The following is a 14,844-nucleotide window of genomic DNA, read 5'->3' on the forward strand; positions in this document are numbered from 1 at the left end:
GCTGCCGGGACCCGCCTCGAATGGCTCAGTAGGTACTGGCTGGGTCAGGCACCATGCAGGTGGTTGTCAGGACCGCGGTGGCCGGTGCGGGTGGGCTTCTTCGGCCAGTTTCCGGGCCAGGTCGCCGGGCAGGTCGAAGTGCCGTTCGAGCCAGATGGCGTCGTGACCGTGGGTGGCGAATATCCACGCGGTGTAGAGGCGGTTCATGGAAGGCGGATCGGTCGCCGGCAGGAACGGCCGAAGCGCGTCCTCGGGGAAGTCCGCCACGGTCGGCGCGGTGAACCAGGCTTCCGCCGTATCGTGGGCGAGCTTCTGGGAGTGGCGGCGGGAGCGGGCCCGGCGCGCGAAGGCCACCGCCACCAGGATGCCGAGGACGGCAACCGCGGCTCCGCCCAAGGCCGCGCCGATGACGGGCCGGTCCCCGGCGGGTGACAGGCCGATCGCGGCCATGGCCACTGCGGCCACGAGGGCAGCAGCGAGTGCCGCCGTACCCTCGCCGGTCCGCAGGTGGGGTATCGCCCTCATCCGCATCACCTTTCCTTCCTTCATTGTGGCGCGGCTGCCGGGCCCGGGCCCAGGATCTCTGTGGGCGGGCAATCGGCGGGATGGCTCTGGCCACCCCGGCCGCTCAGCTTGCGTACATCTGGACGGTCTTGACGATCACCAGCACGACGGCGAGGAGCAGGTAGCCGCGCAGGGTGAGCAGGCCGGCTGTTCGCAGGGCCGAGAAGTGCGGCCTGGGCAGGGTGTCCAGGGCGGGTGTGCGCCAGAGCATCCGGTCGTGTTCGAGGGCTGCCTTGCGTTGCGTCCTGGTGAGCGGCGAGCCGTCCGGGTTCTGGACCTTCATCAGCCAGGCTTCGCTCGTGGCGCCGCCGAAGGCATCGCCCTTCGTGTGGCGTGCCATGAACGACTCGATGCGGGCTGTCTGCTCCGTGTACTGCGTGTGGAGCACGATGAGGACGCCGCCGACCAGGCCGACGAACGCGCCGGCCGCGAATCCGCAGGCCAGTTGGGTGGTCGTGAGGTCGGGGAAGAAGGTGGCGGCGGTGAGCGCCAGGGAGAGCAGGACGAGGACCCAGACGATGACGCCCGCGGTGACGTTCTGCTTCGTGGTGTTGACCCACGGCCCGAGCACCGGGCGGTCGTTGCACAGCAGCACCAGGAACACGGTGGCCGAGGGCAGCAGCACGCCGGCCAGGGCCTGGACACCCTGGGTGATCAGGCCCTGCACCTGGGCGTCCGAGGTCAGCGTGATCGTGGCGGCGATGCCGATCAGGACGGCGTAACCGATGTAGAAGAGCGGTGCCTCGCGGAGCTTCCAGTGCAGCGAGTGCCGCTTCTTGAACGTGTCCCCCAGGGTGTAGGCGGTGGCGAGGCTCACGGCGTTGGCGCCGATCAGCGAGGCGTCGAGCAGCACGACCGCGAACAGCGCGCCGACGGTGTGGCCACCGTGCGTCCCGAGGCCGTCGGCGACCGCTCCGGCGTCGGTGAACTGGCCGAACAGGTCCGTGTGTTGGAAGACGAATGCGGAGGTGGCCATCACGGCGATCGCGCCTGTCATCACGACCGCGATGCCGATCCGCAGGTCGGCTCGCGCGTAGTGGATCCAGCGCGGGGTGATCCGCTTGTCGACCACGCTGGACTGCTGGAAGAACAGCTGCCAGGGTGCGACGGTGGTCCCTACGATGGCGATGATCACCAGCAGCAGCGTCGAGTCGAGGCCGCCGGGGAGCTGCGGCGCGATTCCCGCCACGGTGTCGTCGAGCTTGGGGTGCGCGAGCAGCGCCATCGGGAGCACGATCACGTTCACGGCCATCAGCGCGAAGAGGAACCGCTCCCAGCGCCGGAAAGACCCGCCGGCCACCACGGCGAACAGCAGCACCGCCGCGAGCGGAACCGAGACGTACTGGGGAATGCCGAAGTAGTCCAGCGCCTGGGACACGCCGATGAACTCGGTCACCAGGGTGAGCGCGTTGACCAGGATCAGGTCGCCGACGCTGAACATCCCCCAGAACCGGCCGAAGCGCTGAAAGATCAGCCGGGCGTGGCCCACGCCGGTGACCGCGCCGAGGCGGACCACCATCTCCTGGTTCACGTAGAGCACCGGGACCAGCAGGGCCAGCGTCCACAGCAGCTTCATACCGTAGTTCTGGCCCGCCTGCGCGTACGTCGCCACGCCACCGGCGTCGTTGTCCCCGACCATGACGATCAGGCCCGGGCCCATGATGACCAGCAGAGCCCTGAGCCGTTCCGCCAGCGATCCGCGTCGGCCGGGGTCGTCCTGCTCGATGGTGCCGAGCGCGCCGACGATGTCGCCGACGTGCGCGCTGTCCACGACGGCAGCACCGGAGGCGGCCTGCGGCGGCGTCGGCTTGCTCGGGCCGGGCCGGTGGCCCTGGGTCGGGCCGGTGGTGTGGAAGGCCAACGCGCTTCTCCTCTGAGGTGACTGTGCGGGCGTGCCGACGGCACGCCTCTGTCCGGGCACGCCGAAGAACGGCCGGGCGGGCCGCGGGATGAAGGTGGGCAGGGGACGTGGGCCGGCAGGCCGATTCCGGTGAGCAACCGGCTACGGCCGATTGACTTGGCTGTCCAGTGGGGCAGTTGATGCTGGGCGGCGGGTTACGGGGCGGGTGTCCGATCGCCGATCGCTTCGATGAACTCCAGGAGGTCGCCGGCCGGGTCCTGGCTGTAGAAGCGGCGTTGCGGCGGAAGGCTGTGGTCCCAGGCCACAGCGGCGCCGTGCTGGGCCAGCCGGGATGCGAGTTCGTCGATCGCGCTCACGCGCAGCCCTGGATGGACCTTGGTGGTCGGCCGGAAGCCGTCTTCGATGCCGAGGTACAGGCGGATGCGCCCGTCGTCGGCCGCGAACCAGCAGCCGCCACGACTCGCCAGGGACGGGGGCTTGGGGAGCTCGGCCATCCCGAGCACCCCCACGTAGAAGGCGCGCAGGGCCTCCTCTCTGCCGCTCGGCGCGGGCAGCTGGACATGGTCAAGAGCGGTGATCACGATTGGTCTTCCCCCTCGGGGTCGATGGACGAGCACAGGACGAGGCCGCGGTCGAAGCGGCGGACGGACACGACGCGGGCGGTCGGCGTCAGCGGTTGTCGCCGGGAGCGCGCTGGGTGCTTGGGCGTCGATGGGCGTGCCGCCGGGTGCCCTCGGGAGCGGTGACGCCGTGCCGGCGCGAACGCATCCGCACGGGCTCTGCGGCGGGGGCCTGAGCCGCGACGGCGTGCAGGACCGGGTGGTCGAGCGGGCTCGCGGCGAGGCGGCGGATGACACCGGCCAGCGCGGCGCGCAGACCGGTACGGGGCCTGGCGAGCGGCACGGGTACGTGGATCGCGGTGAAGACGGACATGGCGGATCACCTCCATCGGACCGGCTGCGGGCATGCCGAAGGCACACCGGGGCCGTGGGTCAGTGCCCCATGGCGGTCTGGACGACCTTGATGATGACCATGATCATCGCGAGCAGGAGGTAGGTGCGCAGGGCACCCATGCCGACCTTGCGGGTGGCGGACATGACCGGGCGCTCCAGGGTCTCCAGCGGGGGCATCCTCCAGTCCTCCCGACCGGTGCGGTCGATCGGGTCCTCCTTCGTGCCGCGGCGACCGAAGGTGAAGAAGTACCCGGCGACCAGCACGCCGACGACGCCGCAGGCGGCCATGATCCACAGGATCGTGCCCGCCGTGATGTCCGGCCAGACCACGGAGGCGGTCAGGATGAGCGAGAGGGTGACCAGGATGCCGACCACCGCGGCGGTGAACGCGTTGGTCTTCGGGCCGTTGACCCACGGGCCGAGGACGGCCTTGTCGTTGCAGAGCAGCAGCAGGAAGACGGTGGCGGAGGGCAGCAGCACGCCGGCGAGCACCTGGACGAACTGGGTCATCAGGCCCTGGGCGTAGTCGGTGGACAGCAGCGTGACCGTGGCGGCGACGACCACCACACCGGCGTAGATCGCGTAGAAGCCCTTGGCGCCCTTGACGCCGTGGTGCAGCGAGTGCTTGATGCCGAAGACGTCGCCGATGGCGTAGGCGGTGGACAGTGACACCGCGAAGGCGCCGATGATCGCGGCGTCCAGCAGGGCGATGGCGAACAGGACACCCGCGACCTCGCCGGCCTTGTCGGCGATGCCCTTGGCGACGCCGGCGGCGTCGGTGAAGTTGCCTGCGGCGTCGGTACCCGCGAAGGCCGCGGCGGTGAAGCCCATCATGGCGGCGGCGCCGACGACGACGATCACGATGCCGATCCACAGGTCGGCCTTCTCGTACTTCATGAACCGCGGGGTGATGCGCTTGTCGATGACGTACGACTGCTGGAAGAACAGCTGCCACGGGGCGATGGTGGTGCCGACGATCGAGATGATCAGCAGCATCACGGTGGACAGCTCGCCCGCGCCGCCCGGCATCTGCGGCACCACGAAGTCGTGGGCCATCTGCGAGGTCTTCGAGTGGACCATGAAGTAGATCGGCACCAGCAGCAGCGAGCCCACGCACAGCGTGACCGCCACGCGCTCGAAGCGCTGGAAGGAGCCGGTGAACGCCGAGGCGATGATCACCGCGGCGGCCAGGACCACCGAGAGTTCCTTGGGCAGGCCGAGGTAGCTGGCGGCCTGGGTGACCCCGATGAACTCGGTGACCAGGGTCAGCGCGTTGAGGAGGAACAGGTCGATGACGCTGAACGCGCCCCAGAACTTGCCGAAGCGCTCCAGGATCAGTCTCGCGTGGCCCACGCCGGTGACGGCGCCCAGTCTCAGCACCATCTCCTGGTTGATGTACAGCACCGGGACGAGGAGGAGCAGCGTCCACAGCAGCTGGGTGCCGTAGTTCTGGCCGGCCTGACCGTAGGTGGAGAAGGCGCCGGCGTCGTTGTCGCCGACCATGACGATCAGGCCGGGGCCGACGATCGCCAGCAGGATCTTCAGCTTCGCGGACAGGCCCTGGCGCGGGGCGTTGTCGTCGAGCTTGATGGTGCCGAGGGCACCCTTGATGTCGCCGACGTGGGCGTCGTCCAGCACCGCCGAGCGCGGGCCGGGAACCTTCGGGTCGAGTGTGGCGTTGATGGTCATGACGAGCCTCCCTTGGGCCCCAGGAACAGGACGGGGCAAGTTGAGGACACGCAGCAGCAATCCCCCTTGCGAGCAGGCGCGCCGCATCCGCCCGTGGCCGCGTGGGGCCACGCGGGCATGGCAAAGCCGCGTGCAGGCATGGCGCGACGTCGGACGTACGTGCAGGGAAGGTGGTTACCGCGTGCTGGTGAGGAACGAGCGCATGCGGGGGCAGGGGCAACTATGGCCCGGACTACTGCAGTCCATGTCTCGCCTCCTCCCGGTCGGACGCACCCCGTGGTGCGTGTCATCGACGCGGCAAGGAGCTCACCGGGCGCACGACGGCCACCGGCTCACCCCAACTCGTCAGAGCTTTGGCACTCCACGGCGTAATCCCCCTGTGGGGGAAGCCACTTGGGATCAACCCTTAACTCGGGAAGATCTGTCCTGAACCTGGGCGTCTCTCGACGTCGTCGGGTCAGTGGCCTGTGTCCGTGAAGACGCCTCACCGAACGAGGTGCCTCTTCAAACCTCGAGGAGCATAGACCCCTCGCCGGACAGAACTCGAACGCTTTGCCAAAGCTTGACGCCGCCGCCCGGACCGCTCGGGACCGGTGGCAGGCCTCCCGGCAGCGCACGCCCGGACCGGACAACTCCGTCCAGGAGAGCGGCGAACCGTGGACGTGCTGGCCCCGCATCAACCACACCTCACCCGTGACGCGGTCGGCCGGGTCGGGCTTCGCCTGGCGCGCCGTGAAGGCCTCGATACGCGCCGGTGTCGTCCGTCTGATCGTGCCGAGCGCGCCGACGATGACCCGTCAATTCCTCGAAGCCTCCGCACAACCCGGCTGCCGAGAACGCCCTGGTGGCGGCAGGCCTTTCGACGTAAGGACACGGGTTTGACGGTGGATCGGGCCGCGATTGACAGCGCGCCCCTCGTACGTTTCTACTGTTCGGGCGACTCCTCGTTCGGTGAGGCGTCTGCACGGATACAGGCCACTGACCCGACGACGTCGAGAGACGCCCAGGTTCAGGACAGGTCTCCTCGGCTTAAGGGGTGACCCCAAGTGGCTTCCGCCCACCCGGGCGGATCACGCCGTGCAGTGCCGAAGCTCTTACGTGAGAGGTGTCGTGACCCCTCGCGCAGCGGCGACCGCGCCTCCTGCGCACCGCACCGCCGGGCCTGGCTCTTCCCGATCCATGCCCGGTGGCGGGATCTGCTGCACCCAGAAGAACGAGACACCCGTCCATGCCCTTGACCGGCCCCGCCTCCGCCCGCCTCCGTGAGGCATCGCCGCCCCTCCTCCGGAAAGGCGCGTCGTACGGCCCGGCGACAGCGGGCTTCGCCAGGCCGTACGACGCGCACCTGCCGCTAGGCCAGCAGCAGCGCACCGTCCCACGGCAGCCCACCGAGTTCCTCGGCACCGCCGTCCAGATGGTCGAGCAGGGCGAGCGCGACACCGGCCGCCCCCTCCAGGAAGCCCGCCCGGTCATACCTGCGGACCTGCCGCTCCCCCTCGCCGTCGGCCGCGACGGCGCCGGGCGGGATCGAGCCGGGGAACGCGAATGCGGACTCCGGGTCGTAGGACGAAACGACTTCCTCGGCCAGCCCGGCGAGGCGCGCCAGCAGCGGCGCGTCGCCGCTGTCGCGGGCCACGCGGGCGGCGACCTGGAGCAGGCCCGCCGTCCCGTGGCAGAGCATGGGGTCGTGCAGGCCCCACCGCTCGCGGGGCCGGTCGAGCGCCGCGTGGACGGCGCGGACGGCCTCCGCCTCCCAGCCCGGCTCGCCGAACGCCCGGCCGGCCAGTTGCAGAGCCCTGGCGACGCCCGGCGATCCGTAGCACCAGGCGGTCCGGGTCGGGACGGCGTCGACGCCGGAGGGCAGATGGACGTGGTCGACGGCGATGGACGCCGGCCAGTCAGGGCCGGCCTGCTCGCCGTCGTGGCTGCGGTGCCCGAGTACCCACTCCGCGATCCGGCGCACGGCCTCGTCCGCGCCCGCCACGGCGACCCCTTCCCGGCGGGCGAGCGCCAGCAGGGCCAGCGGCCCGGGGATGCCGTGCGCCAGACCGAGGTTGAGGTGCCCCTCCGGGTACTGCTCGGCCACGACAGGCGAGGGCGGGCCGGGCACCCACCATCCGGGCAGCTCCCGGCCGCCGATCCGCAGCGGCCGGCTCAGCTCGACCAGGTACTCCAACACCTGGACCAGCAGCGGCCGTTGCTCCGGTCCGCAGGCCAACAGGTAGCGTCCGAGGCCGGTCAGACCGCCGATGACGTCGTACGCGGCCATCGCCGGCCCCTCCCGCCCCGCTGCCAGCCGCTCCCGCTCCAGCCCCAGCAGTGCCCGAACGCGCGCTTCCACCCGCCTGTCCACCGCGGCGAGCAGGCCCGCATAGTCCCCGGGACCCGCGACAGCGCTGCGGACCGCGAAGGCGAGCGCGGGCGCGCCGAGGTAGAGGCTGTCCGCCGCAGCCCCGCCGCCGGACCGGGACACGGCCGAAGACAGGTGTGCGTGGGTCACTTGGCGCCAGGCGCGGTCCCGGCGCGCCAGCCGCGCGTACAGCAGCGCGATGCCCACGTGGCCCTCGCCCAGCGACACGGCTGACCACGGGCTCCTCCCGGTCACCGGGTCGGCATTGCCCGGGGCCGACACGACCGCGGCGAGCCGCTCTGGATCGCGCAGCCGCTGTGCGACGGTCTCCACCGCCTCCTCCGCTGCCTGCTCGACGGCACCGGGGCCGCGGTTTTCCGCCATGGAATTCCTCATGTCACGTCCTTCTTCCGGGTCGTGGTTTCGGCATGCCCGAAAACACTTTGCCACAAATCTCGGAAGATTCCCCCAACAAGGCCCCGGTTGACGGATATCGAAAAGCCCTCTAGCGTCATTCACGAGCCGGGGAAGCCCGGCCGAAAATCAGCAATAATTACGCAAGGAGAAAACCATGAAGAACACCGTTATCAACGAAGCCGAGCTGCAGTTCGACGCCTTCGACCTGGACCTCCAGGAGACCTTCGGCCAGGGTGACGAGGCCGCCCAGGTGCAGCACCCCTCGCTGGGCACCTGCTTCTGCACCTTCTCGCACTGCCACTGATTCACCGGCTCAACAACCGCCCCGGGCTGGCTTTTCCGCCCGCCCGGGGCGGCATTCTCCACGTAATGCAGCACGATCGCTGCAGTATTCCAAGAGGGGTTTCACATGTCTGCAGCGGCACGTTCCAGCGGGAATACAGCGCCATTGTTCCGCTGCGCGGGCACCGCATTGCTGAGGGCACCGCTCCTCCCCCGAACCCGCCTCGAACCGACCTGGCTGGATTTCCCCGCCGACGATTGCCTCTCCGCCCACGTCGGACGGCTCGGCTCCGATCCCGAGCTTCACGCTGCGGTAGCCCTGGCCAGCCCCTCGCTTGCACGGCTCGTGGCAGAGCTGCGGGAAGGCCGGACGATCGAGCCGAAGCGCCTGCGCAAGGCCGTACTGTCACTGACCCGCTACCAGCTGCGGATGGCCGCCCGGCCCACCCCTTTCGGGCTGTTCTCCGGCGTCACCACCGCAGGCGTGTCGGACGTCCCGGGCTTCGCCAAGGCCCGGCTCGGCAGCGCCCACCGGGTGGCCGCCCGGCCGGACATGGGCTGGCTGACGGCGCTCCTCACCGCGTTGGAGACCAGGCCGGACACCCTGGCGGTCCTGCGGGTCGTCGTCAACGAGCTCGCTTTCGTCCGCGGTGACCGCCTCGTCCTGCCCTATGTGCCCGAACGCCACGGCGCCGAGCACGCGCCCGGACGCACTGTGGTCGAGGTATCCGTCCGCTGTACGCCCGCAGTCCGTGCGGTGCTGGACCTGGCGGGCGAGCCACTGCCGTACCCCGAGCTGGAACGGCAGCTCCTGGAGCGCTTCCCCGGCGTCCCGGAACAGCGGGTGGCCGACCTGCTCCGCCCGCTGGTCGAGCGGGAGTTCCTGCTCACCGACCTCCGCCCGCCCGCCACCGCCACCGACCCGCTCGCCCACGTGCTGGACCGCCTCCCAGCCGGTCCCGAGCGCGAGGAACTCGCCGCCGTCCACCGGGAGCTGGACCGCGCGCACCCCGGAACCGACTACTCGGCCGCGATCGAACGGATGCGGCGCCTGCACGAGGCGGATCGCCTGCTCCAGGTGGATCTGGCCCTGGACGCGGACGTGACGCTGCCCGCCGAGGTCGCCGCCGAGGCCCAACGCGCCGCCGAGGTGCTGTGGCGGGTTTCCCCGACCCGTACCGTGCCGCATCTGGCCCAGTACCACGGCGAGTTCGTCGAGCGGTACAGCACCGACCGGCTCGTCCCGCTCACCGAACTGCTCGACCCCGACCGCGGTCTCGGCGCCCCGGCCGGGTACCTGATGCCACCCAGCGAGCGCGAGAAGCCGGCACCGACCGGTCCCTCAGCCGAGGACGCCCTGCGGATCGAGCTGGCGCAGACCGCGATCATGACCGGTCGCGGTGAGGTCGTGCTGGACGACGCTCTGCTCACCCGGCTCTCCCCGGACACCACCCTGCCGCCACCCGCCTCACTGGAGCTGTACGCCCGCGTCCTGGCCGGCACGGCCGAGGACCTGACGGCCGGCCGGTTCCGGCTCTGGCTCACCCCGGGGAGCGGCGCGGACCACGCCGGAGCGACCGTCGGCAGGTTCTCCCACGTGCTGCCCGAGGCGGCGCAGCGGATCGCCTCGGCCTGCGGTGAGGCCGAGGCCGGTGAGGACGTCGAGGCGGCCCAACTCGTCCTGCGGGCAGCCCGTTCGCGCTCGGCCAACCTCAACCAGGTTCGGCGCCTGAGCGACCGGCTGATCGTGGTCGGCGCCTTCGCCGACCGCACCGACCCCGGCACGGTGGCGCTGGACGACCTCGCCGTGGGCGCCGACCTCGGTGGGCTGTACCTGGTGCGGCTCAGCAGCGGCCGACGCATCGTTCCGCTCGCCTGGAACATGCTCAACCCGCAGGCCCAGGTCGGCAATGTCGGACGATTCCTGCGCGAACTGCGCCTCTTCGGTGTCAAGCCGGGCTTCGCCTGGGACTGGGGCCCGATGGAGCAGGCGCCGTACACGCCTCGCGTGCGGTACGGACGTACGGTGTTGGCACCGGCCCGCTGGCGGCCCTCCGCGCCGTTCTTCGCGGACACCGCGATGCCGCAGGAGCAGTGGCGGTCGGAGTTCGACCGCTGGCGGCAGCGCTGGGGCGTACCCGACCACGTGCTGCTCTGCGTCGCCGATCGCAGCCTGGAGCTCAACCTGGCCGCCGGGCTGCATGTACGGCTGCTGCGGCAGGACGTCGCCCGGTGGCCGGAGGCGGTGCTCCGCGAAGCGCCGACGGGCGAGGACGCGTACGGCTGGCTGTCCGGCCCGCAGGGCGCACACACGGCGGAGGTCGTCTTCCCGCTCCTCACCCGCCGCTGCGACACGGCCCCCGACCGCCCCCGCCCCGCGCTCGCGCCCACTCGCCCGGTGCGCGCGAAGCCGCCCGGCGGGGAGTGGCTCTATGCCAAGGTCTACGCATCGGCGCGCCGCCAGAACGAGCTGTTGACCTCGCAGTTGCCGCGGCTACTGGCGGAGCTCCCTGGTGGCGTGGACCGCTGGTTCTTCCTGCGCTACCGCGACCCGGAGCCCCACCTGCGGCTCCGCTTCCACGGCGATCCGACGGCCTTGAACCGCCGGCTGCTGCCGAAGTGCCACGACTGGTTCGCCGATCTGCGACGCTCGGGCCTGGCCGGACGGCTGGTGCTCGACACCTACGAACCCGAATGGGAGCGCTACGGGGGCCAGGCCGCGATGACGGCCGCCGAGGACGCGTTCTGTGCCGACAGCGCAGCGGTGATCGCCCAGCTCTCCGCGACGGAGACCGGCCGGCTGACCCTGGACCCGGTGGTCATGGCCGCGCTCAACATGCTCGACATCGCCCGGCTCCTGCACGAGGAGGAGGCCGAGGAATGGCTGCTGGACACCTACCCCAGATCCGCCACACACGACGCCCTGCGCGACAGCCGTACGGCGGCCACGCGGCTGAGCGAAGCATCCGCACTTCGCGCCCTGCCCGGCGGCGCCGAGCTCCTGGCGAGCTGGCAGCAGCGGGCTGGCGCTCTCGTCCGGTACCGCGAGGTGCTGCGCGGGACGGCCCGCACCGGCCTGGAGGCCGCCCATCTGGTGCACATGCACCACAACCGGCTGCTCGGCATCGATCCGGACGCCGAGCAGCGGGCCCGGTCCATCGCCCGTGGCGCGGCCGAGGCCGCCCGGAACCGCCACCTGCACCACGCCCGTGTGCGGCCGGCCATCTGGACCCACACCGGCCCCGGTTCCGCGCCTCCCGTATCGCTCCCCGACGCAGAGGCGCACCATGGAAGAGGCGTGAGGAGTCGGTCATGAGAATGCCCCCCCCGGACAGCGGAGGGCTCCGCACTGCTCGGGGTCCTGGTCGTGCTGCTCATCGAACTCGTCGCCCTGGCCGCCGTCCCGGTGCACGCCCGGCCGGTGGTCGGTGGAGCGCTCGCAGGCGGGGCCCTGGCAGCAGTCGCGGGCGGGGCGGCGCTGATCCACACTCGGCGGTCGGCTGCCCGGCACCACGCCTCGCATCCCGCAGCCTGACCCTCGAACCGCCGCGCGAGCCGCTCGCACTCCCGCCCTCGGGGCACCGCGACCGGATCTCGGTGCCGACCGATGGACACACCCGTGGGGCCGCGGGGCGGACGGCCACTCCGGCGCCCGGTGTTCGTCCGGGTCCGCGGCCAGCACCAAGAATTCGTCAGGACCTACCAGTTGGCGTGCTTGTTCAACGCGAAAAGGGTTATGCTGCTGGCGGTTTGAAGAGGCACCTCGTTCGGTGAGGCGTCTTCACGGACACAGGCCACTGATCCCACCCGTCGAGAGACGCTCCGGATCAGGACAGGTCTCCTCGGATTAAGGGGTGACCCCAAGTGGCTTCCGCCAACCAGGCGGATTACGCCGTGGAGTGCCAAAGCTCTGACGAGTTGGGGTGAGCCGGCGTCGTCGCGCGACCGGTCCGCTCCTTGCCGCGTCGATCAGCGCCATCATGCGCCCGGCCGGGAGGAGGCGAGAGACATGGACTGCAGTAGTCCGGGCTGTCAAAGGCCCGCCATCCCCGTGTCCTCATCCCTCCCTGGCGTGCGCTGACGCCTGTCGGCTCGCGCCCTCCAACAGCCCTATCGGCCAAGGAGGTTCACCATGACCACGCGGACGTTCCACCGCACCCCCGCCCGCCACGAGCGGCTCACCGGCCGGGCCGGACGCCTGCTGCGCGGACTGCGCTCCGACGCCACCTCTGCCACGCGGCACACCGTGCCGGCTCCGGCCGCGGGGTCCCCCGTGCTGCGCGGCTGCCTGTGGCTCACCCTCCACGACGGCGTCGACCGGCTCTACCTCCTCAACCACCGCGACTTCGCCACCACCACATCCCCCGACGTCGCCTACGACGCACGCGTCCACACCGCCTACGTGCTCACGCTCCAGGGCCACCGCCCCGACCAGCTCGCCCAGCACCTCAACCTCCCCGATGCCGCCACCCGCGCCATCGCCGAGCACGCCGAACGCTCCGGCCCCACCGGCCCAGCCACTGAGCCGCCGACCGCCTGACGTCCACGAGGTCGTTGCCCAAGGACGAAGCGACTGTCCTCTCCCATACGCCGCTACGACAGACCGGTGCCAGTCGGGCCGCCCGACGATGTCCCTTCGTGCCGCTGTGAACGGCGCGGGTCACAAGCCGGTGGGCGCAGTCGAGATCGACCACATGTTGCCCGATCGAGTCACCGCGGCGCTCGCCGACCCGGACTGTTGCGCCACGAACTCGCCGAGAGGCGCTGCCCGCTGACCGGGCTGACCGGGCTGACCGGCACATTTCGCCGGTAGTGGCAGCCCGACAACCGCCTCCGGTCTCGACTGGCCGGAGCTCGCCACAGTGGCGCCCAGTCAGTCCACCAAAAGCGGGCACCGGATCAAACGAGCTCGGTGCCTGACGCAGTGCCCGCTCAGGCCCCCGATACAGAGGATGGAAAGCATCATGCACACCGCTAACACGCACGCCGCAGGCGACCTGCTGCGCGACGGCTACACCCGCATCACGCTGCCCAGCGGCGCGGAGCGCCTGTTGCACCGGTTGCTCGGCGAGAGCAGGCTCTTCTTCGGCCGGCCGACCGAGGAAAAGTCGCGCTACGCCAGCACCGACTTCAACTTCGGCTACCGCCCGCTCGGGCGCGAGTTCTCGGTCACCGCGGACCGTCCTGATCTCAATGACTGCTTCACGCTCTGGCACGACCGCCTCGATCTGATCCCGAACTCCACTGAGATACCGGAGCTGACCGAGGCACTGCTGGCCTGGCGCGAATACCTGTCCGTGATCGTCGCGGAAACCGTCGGCGAGGTGGCCGCGCAGCTCGGCGGCCACAAGGCGCCACCGTTCGAGGCGGCCTCCTACCTCCAGCTCAACAACTACGCGGTGGCGGACTCCGATCGCGACCTGCTGCAGGACAAGCATGAGGACGGCCACCTGGTCACCGTGATCCACACCACCGAGCCGGGCCTGGAACTGTGGCTGGACGGCGAGGCCCGCCCCATGCACACCGCACCCGACGAGGTCATCCTGATGCCGGGCTCGGTCCTCACCGACCTGACCGGCGGCCGGATCCCCGCGCTCTACCACCAGGTGCGCAACCTTCGCCTGGCAAACCGCACTGCCCTGATGTACTTCGTCAACCCGGAGCTCACCGAGCCGGTCCATTCGTGGGTCACCGTGCCGGGCGCGACCCCGGTGGACTTGCGCGACCGCATCCGCAGCTACCCCGCGATGTTCGGACTGCCGGACGTCCCCGCACTCTGAGCTTTCCCCACGACGCTGGCCCACCCCCTGCGACAAGCGACCACTGCATATCGCCCTGGGATCACCCGAACCACCCGTAGGGAACGCGCCAGGGGCTGCTGGTGCGTTCCCTACGGTTTTGGCATCCGCGACACTCGGGAGGGCCAACCCCGCCCCTCCTCGCCCTTCGCGGCCAGCCGGCCGACCCGAACGAGGCCGCGGCTGCCGCGCTGGGGCCTGCTGTTCTCCCGAGTTCGACAGTTGGCGGGCACACGATCATGACGGATTGCGGTTGTGACCTGCGCGAACAGCGCCCGCTCCACGTCGGTGCGAAACCGGCGCGCGTCCAGCACCCTGGCCAGGGCCTGGTCGATGCCCAGCAGCTTCCACAGACCGTCCAGCAGCCAGACCGCACCGATCGGGCGGGAGGCCACCACCTCCAGCGGACCGCCCTCGACGCCCAGCGGCTCGGCGACGTCCACGTCCGTATCGCCGAGGTAGCGGTTCAGGGATGCGACCAGACGGCGCAGGGAGTCCAGGTCGAGCTTGTCCTCCCGTCCGAGGTTGAGCAGCACATCAGCCTGCGTCGTGCCGCCCACCCGTCGGTTCGTGGCCAGCTGCACGTACCGCACGACGCTGCCGTCCTTGTTCCACCGCTGGGTCTTCCGCACGTACATGCCCGCATGATGTCCAGTCAGGCCAGGCCACAGCAGCAGAATCCCTGAACTCGCGTGTCCGCAGCCCGATACCGCTCCAGCCCACTCAAATCACGCTGACCTGCGAAGACATCCGATCACACCTGGTCGTGTGCCCGCCAACTGTCGAAGCCGGGCTCCATGAGGGCATGAGTGGTCGACATTTCCGGCACGGGATCAGTAGGGCTTTGTTAGGTACCCCAAGTGATCGTCACTGGATAGGCTGTGATTTTCTTTCAGGTGTGACACCTGAGGAGATGGAAGAGGTCCGGCC

The 14,844-nt window shown here is 70.5% G+C and carries 12 protein-coding genes and 3 riboswitches; of the genes, 5 read left to right on the plus strand and 7 right to left on the minus strand.

Translation table 11 applies throughout. From position 1 onward, the window contains the following. Positions 1–66 precede the first annotated feature (66 nt). From ACIRYZ_RS41000 to ACIRYZ_RS41025, 6 genes are all read right to left on the minus strand, one after another. Positions 67–525: a hypothetical protein gene (locus ACIRYZ_RS41000; protein ID WP_402953746.1), complete on the minus strand. Its 459-nt coding sequence runs from the start codon at positions 523–525 to the stop codon at positions 67–69. Positions 526–628: 103 nt separating this feature from the next. Continuing rightward, complete coding sequence (locus tag ACIRYZ_RS41005) at positions 629–2,425, minus strand: NRAMP family divalent metal transporter (protein WP_402953747.1); 1,797 nt, start codon at positions 2,423–2,425, stop codon at positions 629–631. A gap of 194 nt (positions 2,426–2,619) precedes the next feature. Then, entirely contained in the window at positions 2,620–3,006 is a 387-nt protein-coding gene (locus ACIRYZ_RS41010) for a VOC family protein (protein WP_402953748.1), read from the minus strand. Between the two features lie 88 nt (positions 3,007–3,094). After that, the gene (locus tag ACIRYZ_RS41015; protein ID WP_402953749.1) at positions 3,095–3,358 is read right to left on the minus strand and encodes a hypothetical protein; all 264 of its coding nucleotides are present in this window, start codon (positions 3,356–3,358) and stop codon (positions 3,095–3,097) included. Positions 3,359–3,417: 59 nt separating this feature from the next. After that, on the minus strand, positions 3,418–5,067 hold the full coding sequence (locus ACIRYZ_RS41020) for an NRAMP family divalent metal transporter (protein ID WP_402953750.1): 1,650 nt from the start codon (positions 5,065–5,067) through the stop codon (positions 3,418–3,420). Positions 5,068–5,396: 329 nt separating this feature from the next. Next, positions 5,397–5,570, minus strand: a riboswitch (M-box (ykoK) riboswitch). Positions 5,571–6,003: 433 nt separating this feature from the next. Continuing rightward, positions 6,004–6,179: riboswitch (M-box (ykoK) riboswitch) on the plus strand. A 239-nt stretch (positions 6,180–6,418) separates the two neighbouring features. Next, positions 6,419–7,813 carry a lanthionine synthetase C family protein gene (locus ACIRYZ_RS41025; protein ID WP_402953751.1) on the minus strand — a complete coding sequence of 465 codons (1,395 nt, stop codon included), beginning with the start codon at positions 7,811–7,813 and terminating at the stop codon, positions 6,419–6,421. Positions 7,814–7,988: 175 nt separating this feature from the next. Here ACIRYZ_RS41025 and ACIRYZ_RS41030 point away from each other — a divergent pair, with 175 nt between their 5' ends. The 5 genes from ACIRYZ_RS41030 (at position 7,989) to ACIRYZ_RS41050 (ending at position 13,896) form a co-directional block, all read left to right on the plus strand. Further along, positions 7,989–8,138, plus strand: coding sequence for a hypothetical protein (locus ACIRYZ_RS41030; protein WP_402953752.1), 150 nt, complete (start codon positions 7,989–7,991; stop codon positions 8,136–8,138). A 105-nt stretch (positions 8,139–8,243) separates the two neighbouring features. Further along, a complete protein-coding gene (locus ACIRYZ_RS41035) occupies positions 8,244–11,432 on the plus strand; it encodes a lantibiotic dehydratase (protein ID WP_402953753.1) in 3,189 nt (1,062 codons plus the stop codon). 51 nt (positions 11,433–11,483) lie between these two features. Beyond that, the gene (locus tag ACIRYZ_RS41040) at positions 11,484–11,651 is read left to right on the plus strand and encodes a hypothetical protein (RefSeq protein WP_402953754.1); all 168 of its coding nucleotides are present in this window, start codon (positions 11,484–11,486) and stop codon (positions 11,649–11,651) included. A gap of 220 nt (positions 11,652–11,871) precedes the next feature. Beyond that, positions 11,872–12,046: riboswitch (M-box (ykoK) riboswitch) on the plus strand. A gap of 202 nt (positions 12,047–12,248) precedes the next feature. Continuing rightward, the gene (locus tag ACIRYZ_RS41045) at positions 12,249–12,656 is read left to right on the plus strand and encodes a hypothetical protein (RefSeq protein WP_402953755.1); all 408 of its coding nucleotides are present in this window, start codon (positions 12,249–12,251) and stop codon (positions 12,654–12,656) included. A 424-nt stretch (positions 12,657–13,080) separates the two neighbouring features. Beyond that, positions 13,081–13,896 carry a 2OG-Fe(II) oxygenase family protein gene (locus ACIRYZ_RS41050; RefSeq protein WP_402953756.1) on the plus strand — a complete coding sequence of 272 codons (816 nt, stop codon included), beginning with the start codon at positions 13,081–13,083 and terminating at the stop codon, positions 13,894–13,896. A 110-nt stretch (positions 13,897–14,006) separates the two neighbouring features. Here the strand turns inward: ACIRYZ_RS41050 and ACIRYZ_RS41055 are convergent, their stop codons facing one another. Next, the gene (locus ACIRYZ_RS41055) at positions 14,007–14,552 is read right to left on the minus strand and encodes a hypothetical protein (RefSeq protein ID WP_402953757.1); all 546 of its coding nucleotides are present in this window, start codon (positions 14,550–14,552) and stop codon (positions 14,007–14,009) included. Positions 14,553–14,844 lie beyond the last annotated feature (292 nt).

The sequence above is a fragment of the Kitasatospora sp. NPDC101155 genome, assembly GCF_044768305.1.
GTDB lineage: Bacteria > Actinomycetota > Actinomycetes > Streptomycetales > Streptomycetaceae > Kitasatospora.